The 23723-nt window shown below is 64.6% G+C and carries 22 protein-coding genes; 4 read left to right on the top strand and 18 right to left on the bottom strand.

What is annotated here, in order from left to right; genetic code table 11:
- Window positions 1-13 precede the first annotated feature (13 nt).
- From ABIB95_RS27355 to tsaB, 12 genes are all read right to left on the bottom strand, one after another.
- The gene (locus tag ABIB95_RS27355; RefSeq protein ID WP_354243819.1) at window positions 14-724 is read right to left on the bottom strand and encodes a tRNA (guanine(46)-N(7))-methyltransferase TrmB; all 711 of its coding nucleotides are present in this window, start codon (window positions 722-724) and stop codon (window positions 14-16) included.
- Window positions 721-1878 (bottom strand): M20 family metallopeptidase, encoded by a 1158-nt coding sequence (locus tag ABIB95_RS27350; RefSeq protein WP_354243816.1) that lies wholly within the window; start codon window positions 1876-1878, stop codon window positions 721-723. The genes ABIB95_RS27355 and ABIB95_RS27350 overlap by 4 nt, the downstream gene beginning before the upstream one ends.
- Before the next feature lie 86 nt (window positions 1879-1964).
- Window positions 1965-2378, bottom strand: coding sequence for a helix-turn-helix domain-containing protein (locus tag ABIB95_RS27345; RefSeq protein ID WP_008131807.1), 414 nt, complete (start codon window positions 2376-2378; stop codon window positions 1965-1967).
- 219 nt (window positions 2379-2597) lie between these two features.
- Window positions 2598-4211, bottom strand: a complete 1614-nt coding sequence (gene lnt, locus ABIB95_RS27340) for an apolipoprotein N-acyltransferase (protein WP_354243813.1) — start codon at window positions 4209-4211, stop codon at window positions 2598-2600.
- Window positions 4208-5326 (bottom strand): hemolysin family protein, encoded by a 1119-nt coding sequence (locus tag ABIB95_RS27335; RefSeq protein ID WP_354243810.1) that lies wholly within the window; start codon window positions 5324-5326, stop codon window positions 4208-4210. Before ABIB95_RS27335 ends, lnt begins: the two co-directional genes overlap by 4 nt.
- Before the next feature lies 1 nt (window position 5327).
- Window positions 5328-5816 carry an rRNA maturation RNase YbeY gene (ybeY, locus tag ABIB95_RS27330; protein ID WP_223153827.1) on the bottom strand — a complete coding sequence of 163 codons (489 nt, stop codon included), beginning with the start codon at window positions 5814-5816 and terminating at the stop codon, window positions 5328-5330.
- Between the two features lie 82 nt (window positions 5817-5898).
- The gene (locus ABIB95_RS27325; protein WP_071908935.1) at window positions 5899-6894 is read right to left on the bottom strand and encodes a PhoH family protein; all 996 of its coding nucleotides are present in this window, start codon (window positions 6892-6894) and stop codon (window positions 5899-5901) included.
- A 64-nt stretch (window positions 6895-6958) separates the two neighbouring features.
- Complete coding sequence (gene miaB, locus ABIB95_RS27320; protein WP_354243806.1) at window positions 6959-8353, bottom strand: tRNA (N6-isopentenyl adenosine(37)-C2)-methylthiotransferase MiaB; 1395 nt, start codon at window positions 8351-8353, stop codon at window positions 6959-6961.
- Window positions 8354-8542: 189 nt separating this feature from the next.
- Window positions 8543-9223, bottom strand: a complete 681-nt coding sequence (locus tag ABIB95_RS27315) for an HAD family hydrolase (protein WP_247305980.1) — start codon at window positions 9221-9223, stop codon at window positions 8543-8545.
- Between the two features lie 53 nt (window positions 9224-9276).
- Window positions 9277-9732 carry a Fur family transcriptional regulator gene (locus ABIB95_RS27310; protein ID WP_028150589.1) on the bottom strand — a complete coding sequence of 152 codons (456 nt, stop codon included), beginning with the start codon at window positions 9730-9732 and terminating at the stop codon, window positions 9277-9279.
- Window positions 9733-9771: 39 nt separating this feature from the next.
- Complete coding sequence (rimI, locus tag ABIB95_RS27305; protein ID WP_166347509.1) at window positions 9772-10257, bottom strand: ribosomal protein S18-alanine N-acetyltransferase; 486 nt, start codon at window positions 10255-10257, stop codon at window positions 9772-9774.
- Complete coding sequence (gene tsaB, locus ABIB95_RS27300) at window positions 10254-10949, bottom strand: tRNA (adenosine(37)-N6)-threonylcarbamoyltransferase complex dimerization subunit type 1 TsaB (protein ID WP_247305977.1); 696 nt, start codon at window positions 10947-10949, stop codon at window positions 10254-10256. Before tsaB ends, rimI begins: the two co-directional genes overlap by 4 nt.
- Before the next feature lie 306 nt (window positions 10950-11255).
- Here tsaB and ABIB95_RS27295 point away from each other — a divergent pair, with 306 nt between their 5' ends.
- On the top strand, window positions 11256-12941 hold the full coding sequence (locus ABIB95_RS27295) for a methyl-accepting chemotaxis protein (RefSeq protein WP_354243801.1): 1686 nt from the start codon (window positions 11256-11258) through the stop codon (window positions 12939-12941).
- Window positions 12942-13051: 110 nt separating this feature from the next.
- Here ABIB95_RS27295 and ABIB95_RS27290 read toward each other — a convergent pair whose 3' ends face one another.
- The 4 genes from ABIB95_RS27290 to murJ form a co-directional block, all read right to left on the bottom strand.
- Window positions 13052-13621 (bottom strand): NifU family protein, encoded by a 570-nt coding sequence (locus ABIB95_RS27290; RefSeq protein WP_028150592.1) that lies wholly within the window; start codon window positions 13619-13621, stop codon window positions 13052-13054.
- A 295-nt stretch (window positions 13622-13916) separates the two neighbouring features.
- Window positions 13917-14411 (bottom strand): universal stress protein, encoded by a 495-nt coding sequence (locus ABIB95_RS27285; protein WP_063980124.1) that lies wholly within the window; start codon window positions 14409-14411, stop codon window positions 13917-13919.
- A 110-nt stretch (window positions 14412-14521) separates the two neighbouring features.
- Window positions 14522-15574, bottom strand: coding sequence for a tryptophan--tRNA ligase (gene trpS / locus ABIB95_RS27280; protein ID WP_063980123.1), 1053 nt, complete (start codon window positions 15572-15574; stop codon window positions 14522-14524).
- A 75-nt stretch (window positions 15575-15649) separates the two neighbouring features.
- Complete coding sequence (murJ, locus tag ABIB95_RS27275; protein WP_354243796.1) at window positions 15650-17200, bottom strand: murein biosynthesis integral membrane protein MurJ; 1551 nt, start codon at window positions 17198-17200, stop codon at window positions 15650-15652.
- 125 nt (window positions 17201-17325) lie between these two features.
- Here murJ and ABIB95_RS27270 point away from each other — a divergent pair, with 125 nt between their 5' ends.
- Window positions 17326-18327 (top strand): adenosine kinase, encoded by a 1002-nt coding sequence (locus ABIB95_RS27270; RefSeq protein WP_354243793.1) that lies wholly within the window; start codon window positions 17326-17328, stop codon window positions 18325-18327.
- A 107-nt stretch (window positions 18328-18434) separates the two neighbouring features.
- On the opposite strand, the gene ABIB95_RS27265 is transcribed toward ABIB95_RS27270, so the two are convergent.
- Together ABIB95_RS27265 and ABIB95_RS27260 are read right to left on the bottom strand one after the other, a co-directional pair.
- On the bottom strand, window positions 18435-20129 hold the full coding sequence (locus ABIB95_RS27265; RefSeq protein WP_354243985.1) for an AMP-binding protein: 1695 nt from the start codon (window positions 20127-20129) through the stop codon (window positions 18435-18437).
- Between the two features lie 118 nt (window positions 20130-20247).
- A complete protein-coding gene (locus ABIB95_RS27260) occupies window positions 20248-21441 on the bottom strand; it encodes a serine hydrolase domain-containing protein (RefSeq protein ID WP_354243790.1) in 1194 nt (397 codons plus the stop codon).
- A gap of 347 nt (window positions 21442-21788) precedes the next feature.
- On the opposite strand from ABIB95_RS27260, the gene ABIB95_RS27255 reads away from it, so the two are divergent.
- Together ABIB95_RS27255 and ABIB95_RS27250 are read left to right on the top strand one after the other, a co-directional pair.
- Complete coding sequence (locus ABIB95_RS27255; RefSeq protein WP_028150598.1) at window positions 21789-22109, top strand: hypothetical protein; 321 nt, start codon at window positions 21789-21791, stop codon at window positions 22107-22109.
- 112 nt (window positions 22110-22221) lie between these two features.
- Window positions 22222-23715, top strand: a complete 1494-nt coding sequence (locus tag ABIB95_RS27250; protein ID WP_014490991.1) for an NAD-dependent succinate-semialdehyde dehydrogenase — start codon at window positions 22222-22224, stop codon at window positions 23713-23715.
- Window positions 23716-23723 lie beyond the last annotated feature (8 nt).

The raw sequence follows: 23723 nt of genomic DNA, 5'->3' as shown, positions 1-23723 counted from the left end.
TCGCGCGAAGAATCTATGCGCGCCTGAACCGCAGATATGTGGTCTTGCGCCCTTCGCGCGTGGCCTTCCGGCCGTAGCGCGTCATGGTGTAGCCGTCCCATGGCCGCCGGAAATCGTCGGCGCATTCGGCGAGCCACTGAAAATCCGTCGACCGCGACAGATGCATCAGCGTCCACGCGCAGTAATCGTCGATATCGCAGACGAAACGGAATTCGCCGCCCGCCTTCAGCACGCGTGCCATCGCGGCGATGGTGCGGTCCTGGACGAAGCGCCGCTTCCAGTGCCGCCGCTTCGGCCAGGGATCGGGATGGATCAGGTCGATCCGCGACAGCGATGCCTGCGGCAGCCAGGCCAGGAGCTCGGCGGCATCGCCCGCGAACAGGCGGATGTTGCCGATGTTGGCGGCCTCGATCTGCGCGAGGATCTTTGCCATGCCGTTGACATAGGGCTCGCAGCCGATGAAGCCGGTCGTGGCGAAGCTCTGGGCCTCGGCCGCAAGATGCTCGCCGCCGCCGAAGCCGATCTCGAGCCGGACATCGTCGGCCGCGGGATCGAAGATCTCGTTGGCATTCGCCGGCTTCTCGCCCTCGATGTCGAGCGAAAGGTGCGGCAGCAGATGATCGATCAGCTCGGCCTGGTGCTGCCTGAGCTTGTGGCCCTTGCGGCGCCCGAAGAAGGCGCGCTCGCTGTCATCGCGATCGGGATCTGATTTTCGTTCGCTCATCGCAGCGTCTGGTACAGGCGATGGAGCAGCCGCGCGCGGGGTTCGAGCGACGAGAGGTAGATCTGCTCATAATGGGTGTGTGCGCCCTTGCCGTCGACGCCGAGTCCATCGAGCGTTGCGGTGTGGGCGGCAGTGAAATTGCCGTCTGAGCCGCCGCCGGTGTGGGTGTCGATCAGCTCGAAGCCGATCTCGGTGGCAAGCGACTTCGCATGCTCGTACAGCGAGGCGCCTGCATTGCTCTTCTCGTAAGGCGGACGGTTGAGCCCGCCCATGACCTTGACGGTGACGCCATCCGTCTTCGACGCCAGCCCGAGGATCTTGCCGACGAACTCCTCCGCGTCGGCAAAGCTCGGCACGCGCAGGTCGACTTCGGCAAAGGCCTCTTCCGGCGTGACGTTGGGGCGCGTGCCGCCGCGCGCCACGCCGACATTCACCGTAACGCCGCGTGCCAGATCGTTCATCGCTTCCAGCGCCAGGATGACGTTGGCAAGCTCGCGGATCGCGCTGCGGCCATCCTGGGGCCTCGTGCCGGCATGTGCGGGCACACCCTTGATGAATACTTCGAATCGTCCGACGCCCTTGCGTCCGGTGACGATCTTGCCGCCGTCGCGCGCGGGCTCCGTCACCAGCACGTACTTGGCCTTGCGCCCTTCCGCCTCGATCAGCGCTCGCGAGGTCGGGCTGCCGATCTCCTCGTCGGAGGTGAACAAATGGGTGATGCCGAGCGGCGAGCGATCGCCGGCGGCGCAGAGCGCGCGAAAGGCGTGATGGGCGATATAGGCGCCGCCCTTCATGTCGTAGATGCCGGGACCGAACGCGCTGTCGCCTTCGACCTTGAACGGCAGGCGCTCGATGAATCCCATGGGATGAACGGTATCGAGGTGGCTCAGCACCAAAATGCCCGGCCGGTCCTGGCCCCAGGTCGAGCGTGCGGCGAGATGATCGCCACAGCCATCGACGCCGGCGACGCGCTCGAGCGTAACCGGCAGATCGCGGTATTGCTCCGCGACCACGGAGATCAGCTTGTTGACCTGTTCAGGTGTGTCCGTCGGCGTCTCGATCTCCACCCAGCGGCGGATGCCATCGAGAATAGTTTGTGAATCGAACCAATTGGACTTGGTCATGAACGCATCTGTGCCTTTGAACCGCATCATCGAAGAGGGCGCGCACCAAAAACGCGCCCGCAAATGACGACATAGGCCAGATTTGACGCAGTCTCAAATCGGATTGAGCCGTCGCGTCAGCGTTTGTCGGGACCTTCGCGGGCGGCGATCTGCTCGACGAGATCGACGATCGAACGGCGCATCTTCGAATCAGTGATTCGGGTGAACGCCTTGGTCAGAGCGAGACCTTCGGAGGTCGCGAGGAAGTCCGAGACATAGGACGGCGAGGCGCCTTCGGCGAAGCCGTCCGGGCCGGCCACGCCGCTCGGTCCGCCCTCGAACAGGAACGACACCGGCACCTGCAGAATCTCGGCGATCTGTTGGATGCGGCTCGCGCCGACGCGATTCGTGCCTTTCTCGTACTTCTGGATCTGCTGGAAAGTCAGGCCCAAAGCTTCACCGAGCTTTTCCTGGCTCATGCCCAACATGATGCGGCGCATACGCACGCGGCTGCCGACATATTTGTCAACAGGGTTGGGCGCTTTCGACATTTCCTCAGCCTCCAAACATCACCTTCGGCGCAATCACAAGAATGCCTCCGGTGCCAGCATCGTCAAAATCAAACCCTGTTATTGGGAAACATTGCGGAGAAATTTAGCAACGCCCACTGTCTTTTGCAGCCGGTGCAGAATGAGGAGGGCGCGTGCAGTCTGTCAACCGTGGGACTACGGTTGTCAAAGGATTCCGGTCGCGGCGGCCGCGAGGCGTGATCAGGGGTGCCGTTTGGCAACACGTCGGCGGACCGCCAGAAACACGGCCAGCGCAACGAGCATGGCTGCGGGCACGTCGCCCACCCGCGCATAGACGGTCGGCGGAATTGCGGCGGGCAGGTTTGCATCCAAAATGCCTTCGACGCCGAGGCCGAGGCTGGCAACGGTTCGTCCCACCGGATCGATCACCGCTGACACGCCGGTATTGGCGGACCGGACCAGCGGCAATCCGAGCTCGATCGCGCGCATCCGGGCCTGCTCGAGATGCTGATAGGGACCGGTCGATATGCCGAACCAGCCGTCATTGGTGAGATTCACGATCCAGCCCGGACGCTCATTGCGGCCGGCGACCTCGCCTGGAAAAATTGCTTCGTAACAGATCAGCGGCAGCGCGGGCGGCGCGCCGGGCACCGATAGCGCATGTCGCACGCTGCCCGGAATGAATCCGCCGCGCACGCGCGTGAGTTGCTCGAAGCCGAGCTTCTCCATCAAGTCCTGGTAGGGCAGGAATTCGCCGAACGGCACGAGGTGCAGCTTGTCGTAGACCGAGAGCACGCTGCCGTCGTGATCGATCACGTAGATCGAGTTATAGGCGCGCGTGATCGGCGTGCCCCGCGGCAGGTCGGGGGCGCGGACCGAGCCCGTGATCAGCACCGTGCCCTTCGGCAGCAACTCGGCGATTTGCGCCATCGCGTCGGCTTCGCGGGTCAGGAAGAACGGAAAGGCGGATTCCGGCCAGATCAGGATGGTGGCATCGCGCACGCCGGTGGATTGCGGCCCCGAGGCGCGGTCCGACAGCGCCAGGTATTTCTTCATCACCTCCGCCTTGGCGGCGTAGTTGAATTTCGCATCCTGCTGGAGGTCCGGCTGCATCAGGCGCAGCTTCACGCCCGCGACCATCGTGGTCGGATGCAGCGACAGGCGGATCGCGCCGAAGATGCTCATGACAACCAGAAGCGCAATCGCAGCAGCCGGCGCGCGCCATGCCGGGCGGCGATCGGGCGTACGGTCGATCAGCGCCGCCGGGCTTGCGAAGATCGCAACGCTAATGAACGTCATGCCCCACAGGCCGATCAGCGACGCCGTCTGCGCCAGCGGCAGCGGCTCTGACAGGGCATAGCCGAACGCGTTCCAGGGGAAGCCGGTCAATGCGTGACCACGCAGCCATTCGGCGATGGTGAGGCTTGCGGCGAGCGCGAGGATGCGCGTGGCATCCTTGGTCCAGAGCAGGCGGGCCAGCGCGAATCCGATCGCGGTGAAGATGGAGAGATAGGCCGGCAGGCCAAGCACGGCGAACGGCGTCAGCCACGCGAACACGTCGGCGTCGACGAAGAAGGCGTAGCCGATCCAGTAGAGGCCGGGGACGAAATAGCCGAGCCCGAACCAATAGCCCGTCAGTGCCGCGGCGGGGACGCCGCGATATCGTCCGGCGCCCGCGCCGTCGATCAGCCAGACCAGCACCGGGAAGGTGATGAACAGCACCGGAAAGACATTGAACGGCGCCAGCGCCAGCACCGACAGCGCACCGCATCCCATCGCGATGAGCGCACGCTTCCATCCCCAGGTGAGGATGATGGCAAGCGCAATCTGCCGAAACCGCTGGAACGGACTCACTGCGAACCGGTCCCGTCGCTTGGCGGCGGGACGGGCGTGTCGCTGGAAGGCGGTTGACCGCTCTCCGGCGTGGCTTCGCGGCGGCGGCTCTCGCGCTGGGTACGCGGCGCGGGGCGCTCCTTCCGTGTCGAGATGCGCAACCGCTTGACGCGGCGCGGATCGGCATCGAGCACCTCGATCTCGTAATTGCCGGGGCCGGAGATCACCTCGCCGCGCACCGGCAGGCGCCCGACGAAGCTGACGAGATAGCCGCCGAGCGTCTCGACTTCCTCACCCGCCTCGCCAGTGACGAAATCCTCGCCGATCACCGTGCGGACGTCGTCGAGGCTGGCGCGGGCGTCTGCAATGAAGGCGTTGTCGGGCAGGCGCACGATCGAGGGCGGCTCGTCGCTGTCATGCTCGTCGTCGATCTCGCCGACGATCTGCTCGACGATGTCCTCGAGCGAAACCAGCCCGTCGCTGCCGCCATATTCGTCGACCACCAGCGCCAGATGAATGCGCGTGGCCTGCATCTGCGCCAGCAGGTCGATCGCCCGCATCGACGGCGGCACGTAGAGCAGCTTGCGGATGATGCGCGCATCCTGCAGCGGTAGCGCCAGGTCGACCGTACGCAGGTCGAGGCCGGCCGGCAGCGGCTTCTTGCGCTTGGTTTTCGTGGCCTCGGACACCCGTGCGCGCGCGGTCATGAAGGCGAGCAGATCGCGGATGTGGACGATGCCGACGGGGTCGTCCAGCGTCTCGTTGTAGACGACGAGGCGCGAATGGCCGGCGCTCTCGAAGCGGTCCATCAATTCGCCGAGCGGGATGTCGCGCCTCACCGCGATGATGTCGGCACGATGCACCATGACGTCGGCGATGCGGCGCTCGTGCAGACCGAGGATGTTGCGCAACATCGTACGCTCGACGGTCGAGAAGCCGGTGTCGTCGGGCGTCGTGGCATCGAGCACGACCTGGAGATCGTCGCGCACCGATCCTGCCTTCCAGCCGAACAGGGTGCGAATGGCACGCAGCAGCCAGCCTTCCGCGGTCGGCCGCATCACCTCGCCTGATGTCACCACGACCGGCAAATTCGCGGTATTGCGCGGATTGTCGTGAATAGGGTCGGAATCGGGCATCTCAATGCGTCCCCGGGCGGTCTGCATAGGGATCGGGTATGCCGAGATGAGACAGGATCTCTCGTTCGAGCGCTTCCATCTCCTCCGCGTCGCCATCGTTCTCGTGGTCGTAGCCGACCAGGTGCAGGAAACCATGCACGGCGAGATGGCTCAAATGATGATCGAACGGCTTCTGTTCCTCGTCGGCCTCGCGCCGCATGGTCTCGTAGGCGATCGCGATGTCGCCGAGCATGCGCGGCGCATCGCCTTCCTTCCACTCGCCCTCCGGCTGGAGCGCGGGGAACGACAGCACGTTGGTCGGCTTGTCGATGCCGCGCCAATTGCTGTTGAGCGTGCGGATGCCGGCATCATCGGTCAGCATCACGGCCACTTCGGCGTCGGCAACGTCCTCGTCGACACTCTCGGCGGCGGCCGCCACCGCACGCTGGATCACCGCTTCGGAATCGGGCTCGCGCTGCCAGCAATCGGCAACGACGAGGACCTCGGTCATGGGAAGGTTTGGATGTGACATCTTGTCTGTTCGGAACCAAAGGACGCCCTGTCCGCGCCCGTATGGTCCGGTTGTTGTCTCGCTAGGATTTACCGGTGGCCGGCCGCTGCGGCTGCCCCTCATAGGCAGAGACGATTCGTGCCACGAGCTCGTGGCGGATCACGTCCTCGGCTTTGAAATGAACTTGTGCAATGCCTTCGACGCCGCCCAGCAGGCGCGTCGCCTCCGCAAGGCCCGAAGTCTGGCCGTTCGGCAGGTCGATCTGCGAGGGATCGCCGGTCACGATCATGCGGCTGTTCTCGCCGAGACGGGTCAAGAACATCTTCATCTGCATCGACGTGGTGTTCTGCGCCTCGTCCAGGATGATCGCAGCGTTGGTCAGCGTGCGGCCGCGCATGAAGGCGAGCGGTGCGATCTCGATCTCGCCGGTCTGGAGCGCCCGCTCGACGATGCGCGCGTCCATGAGGTCGTAAAGCGCGTCGTAGATCGGACGGAGATACGGATCGACCTTCTCGCGGAGATCGCCGGGCAAAAAGCCGAGCCGCTCGCCGGCCTCGACCGCCGGACGCGACAGGATGATCTTGTCGACTTCCTTGCGCTCGAACAGCTGCGCGGCATGCGCGACCGCGAGCCAGGTCTTGCCGGTGCCGGCGGGGCCGATGCCGAACACCAGCTCGTGGCGCTTCAGCGCGCGGATGTAGGAATCCTGCGCGGCGGTGCGCGCGCGCACCGGGCGCTTGCGCAGATTGATGCTGTCGAAGGTGGATTTGGCCGATTTGGCGTCGAATTCGAACAGCGAGCCCTGTGCGATTACGGCGCGGATCGCGCCTTCGACTTCGCCCTGGTCGAGATCCTGCCCCTTCACGGCCTGCGCGTAGAGCGTCTCCAGCACGCGGCGCGCGGCGTCGCAGCCGTCGCGCGTGCCGCCGATGGTGATGTGGTTGCCCTTGGAGTCGACCACGACGCCGAGCCGCCGCTCGATCTGGGCGAGATGCTGGCCGTAGGGGCCGACCAGCGCGGATGCGGCGCGGTTGTCGTCGAAGTCGATGACGACCTGGGTCTCGGGCGGAACTTGCATGTCGCGGTCAAATTTGCGGCTGGGAGCGAACGAAGACGAATCCGATGCGCTTTTTGGCAAGGGTTCAGGCTCCAATGGCTTGCGATGAAGCGGGCTCGCGCGCGTTACGCGGCGTCACGAGCTCACCGAGGAAACTATAGCGTTCAAGGCTGTCGATCCGGACCGGCAGGATCTGTCCGATGATGTCGGGCGAGGCCATCACATGCGCAGGCTGGAGGAAGGCAGTGCGACCGACGATCTGGCCCTCCTTGCGGGCCGGACGCTCGAACAGCACATCGACCGTTGAGCCAATCGCGGCCTTGTTGAAGGCCGATTGCTGGCTGTCGATCAGTTCCTGGAGCCGCTCCAATCGCTGGTCCATCTCGGCGGGGGACACCGTCTCCTGCATATCCGCGGCCGGCGTTCCCGGCCGGGCGGAGTATTTGAACGAATATGCGGCAGCGTAGCCGATTTGCGTGACAAGCGCGAGGGTGGTGAGAAAATCTTGCTCGCTTTCGCCGGGGAAGCCCACGATAAAATCTGATGAAAAAGCAATATCTTGCCGCGCGGACCGGAAACGGTCGATGACACGCCGATAATCATCGGCGGTATGTTTCCGGTTCATGGCGGCGAGAATCCGGTCCGAACCCGACTGCACCGGCAAGTGCACGAACGGCATCAGCTCGCCGAGATCGCGATGGGCTGCAATCAAACTGTCATCGACATCGCGGGGATGGCTGGTCGAATAGCGCAGCCGCGCAATGCCGGGAATCTTCGCCAGGTGTTCGAGCAACCGGCCGAGCGGCCAGCTTGTCCCGTCCGGTCCCTCGCCGTGATAGCCGTTGACGTTCTGCCCGATCAGCGTGAGCTCACGCACGCCGTTGTCGGCGAGCCGCTTCACGTCATCGACGATCTTCGCCACGGGACGCGAAACTTCGGCGCCGCGCGTATAGGGCACCACGCAGAAGGTGCAGAACTTGTCGCAGCCTTCCTGCACCGTGACGAAAGCGGAAATGCCGCGCGCGCGGATCGCATCGGGCTTTGGCTGGGCCAGGAAGCCGAACTTGTCGGCGGCAGGAAACTCGGTCTCGATCGCACGGCCTTCGTCGCGCGCGCGCTTCAAAAGCTCCGGAAGGTGATGATAGCTCTGCGGGCCGACCACGACGTCAACCACCGGCGCACGGCGCGTGATCTCCCCACCTTCGGCCTGCGCCACGCAGCCCGCCACCGCGATCTGCATCGCCCGGCCCCCGCGCGCGGCCTCGTCCTTGGCGACCCGCAGCCGGCCAAGCTCGGAATAGACCTTTTCGGAGGCCTTCTCGCGGATATGGCAGGTGTTGAGGATGACGAGGTCGGCATCCTCCGCGTTGGCCGTCTCCACGAATCCTTCCGGAGCCAGCGTGTCCACCATGCGCTGGGCATCGTAGACATTCATCTGGCAGCCATATGATTTGATGTGCAGCTTGCGCGGCGGCGTCATGGAACCCGGAATTGAGGTGGAGGACGCCCCTCAGATATAGGCTGGAGGGGCGAAAATCCAGCGATTGACACCCGGCGGGGTGGTTTGGGGGCGCCCGCAAAGCGGGAGAACCCGGAATCCAGAGGTTTTGGCGCGAGATTCCGGGTTCACGCGCGTTGCGTGTGCCTGGGAATGACGACGAGGCCGAAATCAGCCCGCCCGGGTGTTCCCCGCGACCCGCCGGACCAGGTCCGGCAAGTGCCGCATATCGTCGAACGTCAATCCGGCGCCGGCGGCACGCAGCCTCTCGGCGTGACCCGGCGGGCAATGGCTGCCGCCGTGAAAGCCCAGCACGTTCATCCCGGCGGCATGCGCGCCGGTCACTCCGGGGACGCTGTCCTCGATCACGACGCACCGTTCCGGCGCGGCTTTCATCCGTTCGGCGGCAAACAGGAACAGATCGGGTGCGGGCTTGCCGCGTGCGACCTGGCTTGCGGAAAAGATGTTCGGGGCGAGCAGGTCGTAGAGCCCGGCGCATGTCAGGCCGTGATGGATCTTCTCCGGCGTGCCGCTCGATGCGACGCATTTCGGCAAATCGATTGCGGCAATCGCCGCGGCCACGTGGGTGATCGGCTGCAAATCGCTGGCGTAAAATTGCAGCGTGGCCGCATTCACTTGGCTCTCAAGATCGTCGGGGAGGTTGTGGCCGATTTCCTGTTCGACCATCCGCCGCGCGTCTTTCTCGGATACGCCGAGGAAGCGGACCAGCACCTGCTCCGACGTGATCGGATAGCCGTGCCGTGTCAGCACATCGGCATGTGCGCGACAGGAGATCACCTCGCTGTCCACGAGCACGCCGTCGCAATCGAAGATGATGAGATCTACCGACACGAAGGCATGATCCGGAAAAGTGTGGGGCGGTTTTCCGACAAGATCATGCCCACTCAAGACGTCGGCTTGTCGTCGTCGAGCGGGACGCAATACAGCTCGAGCCGGTGATCGACCAGCTTGTAGCCGAGCTTGCGGGCGATCTCCGCCTGCAGCTTCTCGATCTCCTCGGAGGTGAACTCGATCACCTTGCCGTCGCGCAGATTGATGAGGTGGTCGTGATGGCTGTCGCGCATCGTCTCGTAGCGTGCACGGCCCTCGCGGAAATCATGGCGCTCGATGATGCCGGCATCCTCGAACAGCTTGACGGTGCGATACACGGTCGAGATCGAGATCTTGTCGTCGACGGCGACGCAGCGCCGGTACAGTTCCTCGACGTCGGGGTGGTCGACCGATTCCGCCAGCACGCGGGCGATGACGCGGCGCTGCTCGGTCATGCGCATGCCGGTGGCGGCGCAGCGTGCCTCGATGCCGGTCGCCTTGGAGGCGGATGAAGGTTTAAGTCCAGTCATAGGGTGTCTGCCTGACGGGGGCGCTTTCTGCCATCAATGTTACGACAAGTCACGTCGCATCAGAAGTGCGTTCAATTGTTCCCCGTTGGGCTGCTTATAGTAGCGTTCGCGGCGCCCGACCACCATGAATCCGGCCCGATCGTAGAGCCGCCGCGCCGGCTGGTTATTTTCCTCGACTTCGAGAAATATTGTGCGCACGCCGCGCCCTGCGAGGTGGCCGAGATGCGTCATCAGCAACGTGCCGGACAGCCCGCGGCCGCGGTGTGCTTGGTCGACCGCGATGGAGAGGATTTCCGCTTCGTCCGCGCCGATCCGCGACACCGCGAATCCGATGGTCTTGCGGCCGAGCCGCAACCGGTGCACGAGCGTGTTGCGCTCGCCGATCATGCCTTCGAACTCGCTTTCGCCCCAGCCGCGGGCAAAGGATTGTCCGTGCAGCTGCGCCAGCCGCGCGGCGTCGCGCGTGGAGGCCGGCTCGACGGCGGCCGTGCCGCCGCGCCACCATTCCGAAAGCCATCTCATCATGAGGTTGCGGCTTGTGCGGCGAGCAGTGGCTGTGCGGCCGGCTTTGCGTCGGGCGCCTTCAGATAGAACGGCCGCGCCGGCGTGGTTTCGGGGTTGGCCGCAGCGCCGAGCCAGGCGACCCAGCCGATGTCGGGCGCGGGCTGGGCGTCGACCGCAACGGGTTGCGGACCAACCTTCGGCCAGCGATCGGCGAGGATCTTTGCGGCATTGCCGACCAGATGCGGCGCACCGAATTGCGAGGCCGCAATCGCCGCGTCAATTGGCACGACGCTCGGCCGCACCAGCGGGCTGCCGTCGCCGGCTACGATCTGGAAGTAGACGTGATCGTGCCGCGCATCGATCGCCGAGATCACCGGCGCCGTTCCGCTCTGGCCGACGACGGTGGCGGCATAGGCCGAAAGCGTCGTCAGCCCGACGGCGGGCCGCTTCGCCGCGAGCGCAAGGCCGCGCGCCGCCGAAATGCCGACCCTCAGGCCCGTGAAGCTTCCGGGACCGACGGTGACGGCGATGCGGTCGAGCGAGGTGAAGGCAAGATCGGCCGATTGCATCACGCGCGCGATCATCGGCATCAGCGCTTCGGCGTGGCCGCGCTTCATCAGAAGCGATTCCTCCGCAAGCAGCTGGCCGGCGTCGGTGTCGAGAACGGCGGCCGCGCACGCCTCCAGCGCGGTATCGATGGCAAGGATCAGCATCGAATCAGCTTAGTCGGTCGAGCCGCGGTCGAACCAGTCCAAGTTTGATTTCTCGACAGGCGCACGATCGGCCCCGTAATTCTACGTGGACGCGAAGGCGACAAAATTTTCGCTCCCCATTTTCGATGCGGATGCATCAATTTGCAACCTTAGAGATAGCTAAGTGATTGAAATGTTGGCATTTTAAGTAATCATTAGCAAACCAATGACACCGTCAACGGGCGGGAGAGTGAGTCAACGACGACTCAGACGGGGCGCTTTGGCAGATCAAGTCGCGCCTGTTCGGTCATTTGGAAGGGTTCATTTATGTCTTTTTGGCGAAGCGGTTCTTCGGCTAGGGAGGCTTTGGCTCAGGTCATTGCACTCGGCAAGTCGCAGGCGGTCATCGAATTCAATCTCGACGGCACCATTATCACGGCCAACCAGAATTTCCTGGACGCGATGGGCTACCGGCTCGACGAGATCGCCGGCAAGCACCACAGCATGTTCGTGATGCCGGAGGAGCGGGGCAGCGCGGCCTATCGCGAGTTCTGGGCGCAGCTCGGCCGCGGCGAATATCAATCAGCCGAATACAAGCGGCTCGGCAAGGGCGGTCGCGAGATCTGGATCCAAGCGTCCTATAATCCGATCATCGACGAAGCCGGCAAACCGGTGAAGGTCGTCAAGTTCGCGACCGACATCACCGCGCGCAAGATCCGCAGCCTCGAAGATGCCGGCAAGATTTCCGCGATCGGCCGCGCCCAGGCGGTGATCGAGTTTAATCTCGACGGCACCATCATCACCGCCAACGAGAATTTCCTGAGCACGGTGGGCTATCGGCTCGACGAGATCCAGGGGCAGCATCACAGCATATTCGTGGGGGCAGGTGAGCGCGATAGCGCAGCCTATCGCGAATTCTGGGCCAAGCTCGGCCGCGGCGAATTCCAGTCCGGCGAATACAAGCGCTTCGGCAAGGGCGGCAAGGAGGTCTGGATTCTCGCTTCCTACAATCCGATCCTCGACGAGACCGGCAAGCCGTTCAAGGTGGTGAAGTTCGCGACCGACGTCAGTGCGCAGAAGCTGTCGAATGCGAATTTTGCCGGGCAGATCGAGGCGATCGGCAAGTCGCAGGCCGTGATCGAGTTCAGCATGGACGGCAAGGTTTTGACGGCCAACGGAAACTTCCTCGGCGCGCTCGGCTATACGCTGTCCGAGATCGTCGGCAAGCATCACAGCATGTTCGTGGGCGCCGACGAGCGCGACAGCGAAGCCTATCGCGCCTTCTGGGCCAGGCTGAACGCCGGTGAATTCCAGTCCGGCGAATATCAGCGCGTCGGCAAGGGCGGCCGGCAGGTCTGGATCCAGGCCTCCTACAACCCGATCCGCGACCTCAACGGCAATCCGTTCAAGGTCGTGAAATACGCCTCCGACACCACCGCCCAGGTGATCGCGCGCAAGCGCAGCGAGAAGGTGCGCGACATGATGGAATCGGTTGCCGCCGGCGCCGAGGAGCTCAATGCCTCGGTGCGCGAGATTGCCGAAGCAATGACGCGCTCGCGCGAGACCGCATCGACCGCGGTCGATCGGGTCGAGGCGGCGGACCATCAGGCGCAGCGGCTGACTCAGGCGGCAGAGTCGATGAGCATGATCGTGCAGCTGATCGGCAGCATCACCGGTCAGATCAATCTGCTGGCGCTGAACGCCACCATCGAATCCGCGCGCGCCGGCGAGGCCGGTCGCGGCTTTGCCGTGGTGGCATCTGAAGTGAAGAACCTCGCCAATCAGGCCAAGCAGGCCGCCGACCGGATCGAGCAGGAGATCGGCAATCTGAACGGCATCTCGGTCGACGTGGTCGCCGCGCTGGGGGCGATCCGGGGTGCGATCGAGGGCGTCAGCGAATATGTGTCGTCAACGGCCGCCGCCGTCGAGGAGCAGAGCACCGTCACCAGCGAAATGTCGGCGAGCATGCGCAAGGCCGCGGAAGAGGCGGCGAGCATCGGCCAGGCGGCGTAGGAGAGATCTCGTAGGGTGGGCAAAGCGAAGCGTGCCCACCTCTTCTTTTCGCGATGATTGCATGGTGGGCACGGCGCAAGCGCGCCTTTGCCCACCCTACGGCACTTCGCCTACATCGGCCGGACTTCGACCACGTCGGGCACGAAATGCTTGAGCAGATTCTGGATGCCGTGCTGGAGCGTCGCCGTCGACGACGGGCAGCCGGCGCAGGAGCCCTTCATGTTGAGATAGACGATACCGTCCTTGAAGCCGCGGAAGGTGATGTCGCCGCCGTCATTGGCGACCGCGGGCCGCACGCGGGTCTCGATCAGATCCTTGATCATGTCGACCGTCTCGGCATCGGACTCGTCGAAGAACTCATCCTCGTCGTCGAGCTCGGCATCGCTTGGAGCCGCGCCATCGGCGAGCAACGGCGCGCCGGACATGTAGTGCTCCATGATGGCGCCGAGGATCGCGGGCTTGAGCTGCTGCCATTCACCGTTCGCCTTGGTCACGGTGATGAAATCCGATCCATAGAACACGCCGGTGACGCCGGGCACGTCGAACAGCTTTTCGGCCAGCGGCGAGCGCGTGGCCGATTCGCGGCTCGAAAATTCCATCGGGCCGCCGTCGACGACGACGCGGCCGGGAATGAACTTCAGCGTGGCGGGATTGGGGGTGGCTTCGGTTTGAATGAACATGGTTTTCTCCAGACGTCGCCGGTTCAAGGCCGGCGCGCAAGCTATCCAGTAGCAGATGGCGACGAGGAACGCACGGTCAAGGGGACGTGGGATATTAGTCCAAGATTTTCAGAGGGTTGGACCCCGCTTACCCTCCCCTGGAGGGGGAAGCGCGAGCGGGGTGGGTTGATCTCTCCATACGGGCAGTCTTTCGGGCGGAGAGACTTCGCTCCGCATTTCGCTTCGCTCCATGCGAAGCGACCCACGAGCGAGCTACGCTCGTCTCGGACCCCTCCAGGGGAGGGTAAGAAACAGGCTACGACAGCGAATCCACGCTTCCATCGCTCAGCGCGCCCGAGATGATGGTCACCGGCACCGGGAACGTGCCCAGTTCATGCGCCAGCAGCGAGACCAGCGGTCCCGGACCCTCCGCGCCGGGATTGGCGGCGAGCACCAGCATGGCGATGTCAGGGTCCTCGTCGATCACGGCGAGCAGCTGTTCCATTGCATCGCCTTCGCGGATCACCCGCTCCGGCGTGATCGCGGCGATGCCGTTGGCGCGGCCGGCGGCGCGGTCGAGCGCGGCTTCCGCCGCCTCCTGCGCCTCGGCGCGCATGATCTCGGCCACCCCGAGCCATTCCTGACTCTGCTGCTCGGGCTCGATGATGCGCAGCATGACCACACCGCCGCCGGCGCGGATCGCCCAGCGGCTGGCATAGTAGACCGCGCGATCCCATTCGGCGGTGTCATCGACGATCACGAGGCATTTGGGCTTGTGACCCGGCTCGAAGCAAAGTCGCTTGCTGGTCATGCATGTCCCGGAATGTGCACGGCCGACATGCTGCCACACTCCCCCACGCTTGGGGAGAGGAGAAGCGGCCGGCGCAGTGGGCGCCGGCCGGGTTTCGCAAATGCGGGAAATCAGCGCCGGCGGATGAAGCCGACGATGTCCTTCGAGAGCTTCATGGTCTCGTCGGCGATCGCGCGGGCCCGGTCGGCGCCATCGTTCAGGATCGCGTCGATATGGCCGGGGTCGGCGACGAGGCGCTTCATCTCGCCGGCGATCGGCGAGAGTTTTGTCACGCACAGATCCACCAGCGCATTCTTGAAGCTGGAGAACTGGCCGCCGCCGAATTCTCTGAGCACGTCGGCCTTGGAGCGGCCGGAGAGCGCGGCGAAGATGCCGACGAGATTGTCGGCCTCGGGGCGCGCTTCCAGGCCCTTTTCCTCTGACGGCAGCGGCTCCGGATCGGTCTTTGCCTTGCGCACCTTCTGCGCTATGGTGTCGGCGTCGTCGGTCAAATTGATGCGCGAATTGTCGGACGCGTCCGACTTCGACATCTTCTTGGTGCCGTCGCGCAGGCTCATCACGCGCGTCGCGGGGCCCGTGATCAGCGGCTCTGGCAGCGGGAAGAACAGGCCGTCATTGGCGCCGAGGTTGCGGATCGAGTCGCCAAAGTCGTTGTTGAACTTCTGCGCGATGTCGCGCGAAAGCTCGAGATGCTGCTTCTGGTCCTCGCCGACCGGAACGTGGGTGGCGCGGTACAGCAGAATGTCGGCGGCCATCAGCACGGGATAGTCGAACAGGCCCACGGACGCGTTCTCGCGGTCCTTGCCGGCCTTCTCCTTGAACTGGGTCATGCGGCCGAGCCAGCCCATGCGTGCGACGCAGTTGAAGATCCAGGCGAGCTCGGCGTGGCCGGAGACCTGGCTCTGGTTGAACACGATGTGCTTCTTCGGATCGATGCCGCTCGCAATGAATGCCGCGGTGACCTCGCGGGTGTTGCGCGCAAGCTCGACCGGTCCGCCCCAGACGTCCACGCCTTGCGTGATCGCGTGCATGTCGACCACGCAATAGATGCAGTTGTGGGTTTCCTGCATCTTCACGAAGTTGACGATCGCGCCGAGATAATTGCCGAGATGCAGATTGCCCGTCGGCTGGACGCCCGAAAAGACCCGTTCAACGAATGCCATGGTAAGTCTTCCTGGAAGGTATTCGGCCGTCGTTTCCAACAGCGGCGCTGCCCCGTCAAGGGTAATTCGATGGCGTCACGCCTCGGACTCGGTCCGGGCCGGGCGCTTCAGCACGTTAGCCGCCTCGCGCCAGGAGGCCGCGCCGAGGACCTGCAGGAGCACGCCATAGACGGCGATTCCGGCGGCGATCTGCATGCCCAGGACGATGAAGCGGATCAGCCCATGCGCCTCGGCGGGCGACAGACCGGTCGTCAGCCAGAGCAGGGCGCCCATGGCAGCCGCGGCGAGGACGATCCGCGGCAGCCGGTTGCGGGCGGCCGCATCGACCGAGAAGCCGAACTCGCTGGTGCCTTTCCGCAGCAGCGAGATCGCACTGCTCCAGGCGCCGGCCGCGATGCTGGCAGCGATTCCGCTCGCGCCAAGGACGTGTCCGAGCACGACCGCGAGGGCGATCGCGACCACAAAGCCCTTGGCGGTCGCCAGCAGCGGCGTCATCGTGTCGCTGCGGGCATAGTAGGCCGGCGACAGTGCCTTGATCAGCACATGCGCCGGCAGGCCCAGCGCCAGCCACATCAGCGCATGCGCGGTGGCCGTGCTGTCGTCCGCGCCGAACGCACCATGCTCGAACAACAGCCGCACGATCGGCTCGGCCAGAACGATCAGGCCGAGCGTCGCGGGCAGCGCCAGCCCGGTCGCCAGTTCCAGCGCGCGCGATTCCGCATGCGCCACGGCGTCACGGTCGCCGCTACGCACCGCGCGCGTCAGCTCCGGCACCAGCACCGTGCCCATGGCGACACCGACGATGCCGAGCGGCAGCTCGATCAGGCGGTTGGCGAAATAGAGCCAGGACACCGCGGAGGGCGTTGCGGACGCGATGATCGCGCCCGCGACCATCAGCCATTGCGGGCCCGAGCTTGCGATCATGCCCGGGATGGCTTTGGCAAAGAAGGCGCGCATCTCCGCGTCGAAGCTGATCCGCAGCGGCGTCGCCAGTCCCGCGCTTCGCTGCGACAGCAGCATCAGCAATTGCAGCAGTCCGGCGACGCCGACGGTCGCCGCCAGCATCCATGCTGCGAAGCCGGCGTCGGCATGCCAGACGAGCAGCATCGCAATGGCCGCAATCAGCGCGATGTTGAACAGCAGCGGCGAGAATGCCGTGAGTGCAAAGCGCCCCTGCGCATTGAGCAGCCCCATCAGCACGGTGACAGGTCCGGCGAAGGCGAGATAGGGCAGCATCAGCCGCGCGTTCGCGACGGCATGATCGAGCGTGCTGCTGCCGAGAAAACCCGGCGCGATGATCGTGATGATCAATGGCATCAGCAGCGCAATCACGATCGAGATCGCGATCAGCGCCGCGCTGACCGTGCCGAGCACGCGCCCGGCGAAGGCGGAAGCGGCCGCTTCGCCGTCGCGGTCACGGACGCGTAGCCAGGCCGGGATCAGGGCAGCGTTCAGCGCCCCCTCACTGAGCAGCCGTCGCACCACATTGACGAGCTGGAACGCCGCCAGAAACGCGTCCGCCACCGCGCCCGTGCCCAACAGAGCGGCAATCATGGAATCGCGGGCAAAGCCGAGCAGCCGCGAGGCCAGTGTTCCCGTTGAAACTGTCAGGAAAGAGCGGATCATTGCGCCGACATAATACCGTTGCTTGCCCGCTTGGGGCCGGTCGTGATAGGCCGCGAGCCAGATTTCAGACCGACAGGAAGCGGATTTCCGCGGGTATCGCAATCCGCCAAACAGGATCAAGGTGAATGGCTGACGTGAAATATGACGTTCTCGGCATCGGCAACGCGCTGTTCGACGTGCTGGTCAAGACCGACGAGGCCTTTTTGGGCAAGCACGGCATGACCAAGGGCAGCATGTCCCTGATCGACGAGGCGCGGGCCGCCGCCATCTACAAGGACATGGGTCCGGCGACGGAAGTCTCGGGAGGATCTGCCGCCAACACCATCGTCGGCATCGGCAGCCTCGGCGCACGCGCGGCCTATGTCGGCAAGGTCAAGGATGATCAGATCGGCAAGCTCTATGTCCACGACATCCGCGCCGCCGGCGTCGCCTTCAACACGCCCGCTGCGAAAGACGGCCCTGCGACCGGCTGTTCCTACATCCTGGTCACTGATGACGGCGAGCGCACCATGAACACCTATCTCGGTGCCGCGCAGGATTTGTCGCCCGCCGACATCGATCCGGCCGAGATCGCTGCCGCCGGTATCGTTTATCTCGAGGGCTATCTCTGGGACCCCAAGAACGCCAAGGACGCCTTCGTCAAGGCGGCCCAGATCGCGCACGATGCCAAGCGCAAGGTGGCGCTGACGCTGTCGGACTCGTTCTGCGTCGACCGCTATCGCGACGAATTCCTCGGGCTGATGCGCAACGGCACCGTCGACATCGTGTTCGCCAACGAATCCGAGCTGCATTCGCTCTACACGACCTCGGATTTCGACACCGCGCTGAAGCAGCTGCGCAGCGACGTCAGTCTCGGCGTGGTCACCCGCAGCGAGAAGGGCTGCGTGGTGGTGACGCCGACTGAGGCCGTCGCAGCGCCGGCCTCGCCGATCGCGAAGCTGGTGGACACCACCGGCGCCGGTGATCTCTTCGCCGCCGGCTTCCTGTACGGTCTCGCGCGCAACCTTGCGCACAAGCAGTGCGGCGAACTCGGCGCGCTCGCGGCCGCCGAAGTGATCCAGCACATCGGCGCGCGGCCGCAGGTGTCGCTGAAGGAGCTCGCCCAGCAGCGCGGGTTGACGGTTTAACTCCGCTTTCTCCCCGTCATTGCGAGGAGCGTAGCGACGAAGCAATCCGGACTATCTCCGCAGAGGCAGACTGGATTGCTTCGCTGCGCTCGCAATGACGCCGTACCCTAAGCCGTCTTCGCCGCCTTCAATCCCAGCCGCTGCTCCACCGCATCGCGCATCACGAATTTCTGGATCTTGCCGGTCACGGTCATCGGAAACTCGTCGACGAACTCCACATAGCGCGGGATCTTGTTGTGCGCGATCTGGCCGTCGCAGAACGCGCGAACCTCTTCGGCCGTCAGCGTCTCGCCCGACCTGACGCGGATCCAGGCGCAGAGCTCCTCGCCATAGCGGGTGTCTGCCACGCCAAAAATCTGCACGTCCTGAATCTTGGGGTGGCGATACAGGAATTCCTCGATCTCGCGCGGATAGAGGTTCTCGCCGCCGCGGATCACCAGATCCTTGATGCGGCCGACGATGTTGCAATAGCCCTCGTCGTCGATGGTGGCGAGATCGCCAGTGTGCATCCAGCCATTGGCATCGAGCACGTCCGCCGTCTTTTCCTTCTCCTCCCAATAGCCCAGCATGATGCTGTAGCCGCGGGTGCAGAGCTCGCCGCGTTCGCCGCGCTTGACGATCCTGCCCTCGAGATCGACGACCTTGACCTCGACATGCGGATGAATCCGTCCGACGGTAGAGACGCGCCGTTCGAGCGGGTCGTCCGTCGCGCTCTGGAAGCTGACCGGACTGGTCTCGGTCATGCCGTAGGCGATGGTGACCTCGCGCATGTTCATCTCGGTGTTGACGCGCTTCATCACCTCGATCGGGCAGGGCGCGCCCGCCATGATGCCGGTGCGCAGCGATGTCAGGTCGAACTTTGGGAATTCGGGGTGATCGAGCTCCGCGATGAACATCGTCGGCACGCCGTACAGCGCCGTGCACTTTTCCTGCTCGACCGCGCGCAGCGTCGCGAGCGGATCGAAACCCTCGCCGGGATATACCATCGTCGTGCCGAGCGTGACGGAGGCGAGGTTGCCCATCACCATGCCGAAGCAGTGATAGAGCGGCACCGGAATGCAGATGCGATCCTGCTCGGTCAGGTGCATCGCACGTCCGGTGAAATAGCCGTTGTTGAGGATATTGTGGTGCGTCAGCGTCACGCCCTTGGGCGATCCCGTGGTGCCGCTGGTGAACTGGATGTTGACGGGATCGTCGAACTGCAAGGCAGCGCCGAGTGCAGTGAGCTGCTCGCGATGCTGCGCTCCGCCCATGCGAGCGACCTCTTCGAACGGGATCGTGCCTGATGCCGCGGGGCCACCGATCTGGATCACCATCCGCAAGTCCGGCAGTCGCGCTGCGTTGAGTTGTCCGGGCTTGGCGCCGGAGAGTTCCGGCAGCAGCGTGTTGAGCATCTCAATGTAATGACTGGTCTTGAACACGGTCGCCGTGACGATCGCCTTGCAGCCGACCTTGCGCAGCGCGAACTCCAGCTCGCTCAAGCGGTAGGCGGGATTGATCGTCACCAGGATCAGGCCGGCCTTGGCGGCGGCGAACTGGGTCAGCGTCCATTCCGGCCGGTTCAGCGACCAGATGCCGATCCGCTGCCCCCGCTCGAGGCCGAGCGCGAGAAAGCCGGCGGCGAGCGCGTCGACCCGTTCGGCGAATTCCGTCCAGGTCCATCGCACGCCGTGGCTAGGCGAGACCAGCGCCTCGCGATGGCCCCAGCGCCGCACGGCGTGGTCGAGGCTGCGACCGATGGTTTCGCCGAGCAGCGGCGTGTCCGAGATGCCGCAAACATAGCTGTCGGCTTTATCAGCCAAATTGTCCGCCAAGCTCGTCTCCTCAAAGCTCTTGCCTCGTGCCTGAAGCCGATGGCCTTGGCACGAGGTTATCCATTGCAGCGAAGGCGCGCGACGCCGCGCGCCTCATACTAAGGGGTTAGGCCGCCTTCTTCCCGCTCCCCGCATCGAGCCCGGCATAGACCCCACGCTCGAAGCCCGTGAAGGCCTCGATGCACTTGGCGTCGACGAACGGCAACACCTGCATCAGGATCACGCCGGAAACATCGCGCGCCGGGTCGATCCAGAAATAGGTGTTGGCGAGACCGGCCCAGGCGAGGCTGCCGGCGCTGCGGCCCTCCGGCGTCTTGGCAGTATTGATCAGGAAGGACAGCCCCCACTTCTTCACGATGTCGGGGAAGAGATCGACATCGTTAGTGTACATGGGCGCAACCGTCGTCATCTTGCCAATGGTGAGATCGCCGATGTGGTTCTGGCCCATCAGCGCGACCGTCTCGGGCTTCAGCACCTGGTTGCCGTTGCCGCGGCCCTTGTTGAGGATCATCTGGGTGAACTTGATGTAGTCGCCGGCAGTGCCGTAAAGGCCGCCGCCGCCCATGCAAAATTCCGGATTCTGCTCGATCTCGAACGGGATCGGCGCCAGCGATCCATCCTCGCCGCGAGCATGGGTGGCGACCAGCCGCTGGCGCATGTTGTCGGTGATCTTGAAGCCGGTGTCGCTCATACCGAGCGGAGTGAAGAGATTGTCGCGCAGATAGGCATCGAGCCGCTTGCCGCTCACGGCTTCCACTGCCTTGCCGACGAAGTCGATGTTGATGCCGTATTCCCAGCGCGTACCGGGATCAGACATGATCGGCGTCTTCAGCGCGACGTCCTGGCAGGAGAAGATGTTCGGGGTTCCGGCCTTCTCCAGATAGACCGCGAGATCGCCGTTCCACACATTGTAAGCAAAACCAGCGGTGTGGGTCATGAGCTGGCGCAGCGTGATCGCGCCCTTCGCCGGCCGCAGTTTCGGTTCGCCCTTGGCATCAAAACCTTCGAGCACCTGCGGCTTGGCGAGGTCGGGCAGCACCGAACCGATCGGCGCATCCAGCGACAGCTTGCCCTGCTCGACCAGCTGCATCGCGCCTGCTGAAGTCACCGCCTTGGTCATCGAGGCGATCCAGAACACGCTGTCGTCAGTCATCGCATCGGGCTTGGACAGGTCGCGCTTGCCGAACGCGCCTTGATAGATCACGTCGTTGCCGCTGGCGGCGATCGCGACGACGCCGGGAATCTCCTTGGCGTCGCTCTTCTGGCGCAGGATCTCGTCGATCTGGGCTTTGCTTTGCATACGCGTTTCCTCCGGTTTGATTATTGTTGGAAGCGAATGATTGTCCTCCTGCACGGTCCGCGCGGCAAGCGCGTCCAGATGCCCGCGCCGGTCGCGATGTCGTGACTTGACGGTGCGTGGCGTGCGCAGGACGAGAGAGGGCTGAACTGCAACACTCCGTCACAATCTGCGGTGGATGGCCGCAACTCACCGTGACCGTGGATAGGCTCTGGCGATATGTTTCACGTGTTTGAAGCACTTGAAACATTTTGTGCGTTGCGGCGTTTCCGCACGCGGCCAATCGACGGCCAACGTTAAGACTTGATGCAAATATTGGCGGTCGTTCATGACCGCGAGGGGGACCTCAGATGATTTCGACCTGGAGCGAATGGAAGCGCTATCCCCGTCCCGGACGGGGCGACAATCTCGAGGCGCCGATTTCGCCTGGCATTTACGAGGTCCGGATCGCCGGCACCGGCGCGCTCTATTCGTTCGGCGCCGTCGACAATCTGGCGCAGGCGCTGGCGCTGCTGCCGGTGGGCTCGAAATCCTGGTTCGGCCGCCGCGACACCTCCGACGTTCCCGATCTCGAATACCGGACGTGCGCGACGTCCTCGAAGGCCGACGCCAAGGCAGCCGCCGAGCGCATGATCGGCCGGCGCGAGACCTATATGAGTGGCGCGGCATAACCGCGCCGTTGCCACTTTAACTCCCAGCAGATGTGCGTTGCGGGACGGTGCATTGCGCGCCGTCTGTCCCTATATTCGGGGCCGATCCGATCGCGCCCCGAGGAGTAACGCCATGACCCCGACTGCCGCCGCACGCGCCCCGCAAGCCACGTCCAATCTGCGCGACCGGTTGAAGGATCCGTCGTTGCTGAAGGAGGCCTGCTACATCGACGGCGCCTGGGTCGGCTCGCCGGTCTTCGCGGTGAACAATCCCGCGACCGGCATCGAGCTCGCGAAAGTTCCGCAGCTCGGTGCGGACGATACGACCAAGGCGGTCGAAGCCGCCGAGCGCGCCTTTCCGGCCTGGGCCAAGCACACCGCCAAGCAGCGCTCCAACATCCTGCGCAAATGGTTCGAGCTGATCATCGCCAACCGCGAGGATCTCGCGCTGATCCTCACCTCCGAGCAGGGCAAGCCGCTCTCCGAGGCGCTCGGCGAGGTCGATATCGGTGCCGCCTATATCGAGTTCTTCGCCGAGGAGGCCCGTCGCGTCTATGGCGAGACCATCCCGACGCAGCGGCCCGATGCGCGCCTGCTCGCGATCAAGCAGCCGATCGGCGTCTGCGGCGCGATCACGCCGTGGAATTTCCCGAACTCGATGATTACCCGCAAGGTTTCGCCGGCGCTGGCGGCCGGCTGCACCGTGGTGTTGAAGCCCGCCAACGAGACGCCGCTCTCGGCGCTGGCGCTGGCCGTGCTCGCCGAGAAGGCCGGCGTGCCCAAGGGCGTGCTCAACATCATCACCGGTGACGCGCCGCCGATCGGCAAGGTGCTGTGCGAGCATCCGGCGGTGCGCTTCGTCGGCTTCACCGGCTCGACCGCGGTCGGCAAGATCCTCTACCAGCAGGCCTCCGTCGGCGTGAAGCGGCTCGGCCTCGAGCTCGGCGGCAATGCGCCGTTCGTGGTGTTCGACGATGCCGACATCGATGCCGCGGTCGAAGGCGCGATCGTCTCGAAATACCGCAACATGGGGCAGACCTGCGTCTGCGCCAACCGCATCTACGCCCAGGACAAGATCTACGACGAGTTCGTGCAGAAGCTCTCGAAGAAGGTCGCGGCGATGAAGATCGGCGATGGCACCGAGAGCGGCGTCACGCAGGGCCCGCTGATCAATTTGAAAGCGGTCGACAAGGTCGAGCGCCACATCGCGGACGCGGTCAAGCGCGGCGCCAAGGTCGTCACCGGCGGCAAGCGCAGCGAGCTCGGCCGCTCCTTCTTCGAGCCGACGGTGCTTGCCGACGTCAAGCCGGACTCGCTGGTGGCGCAGGAGGAAACGTTTGGCCCGCTCGCGCCGGTGATCCGCTTCAAGGACGAGGCCGATGTGATCGCGATGTGCAACGCCTCGCCGTTTGGCTTGGCTTCGTACTTCTACTCCCGCGATCTCGGCCGCGTCTGGCGCGTCGCCGAAGCGCTGGAATCCGGCATGGTCGGCGTCAACACCGGCCTGATCACGACCGAAGTCGCGCCTTTCGGCGGCGTCAAGGAAAGCGGCCTTGGCCGCGAAGGCTCGCGTCACGGCATGGAAGAATATGTCGAGATCAAATACGTGATGATGGCGGGGGTGTAGGCCCGTCG

The sequence above is a fragment of the Bradyrhizobium sp. LA2.1 genome, assembly GCF_040547725.1.
GTDB classification, from domain to species: Bacteria; Pseudomonadota; Alphaproteobacteria; order Rhizobiales; family Xanthobacteraceae; genus Bradyrhizobium; species Bradyrhizobium barranii.
This window is presented reverse-complemented; position numbering and strand designations above follow the sequence as displayed.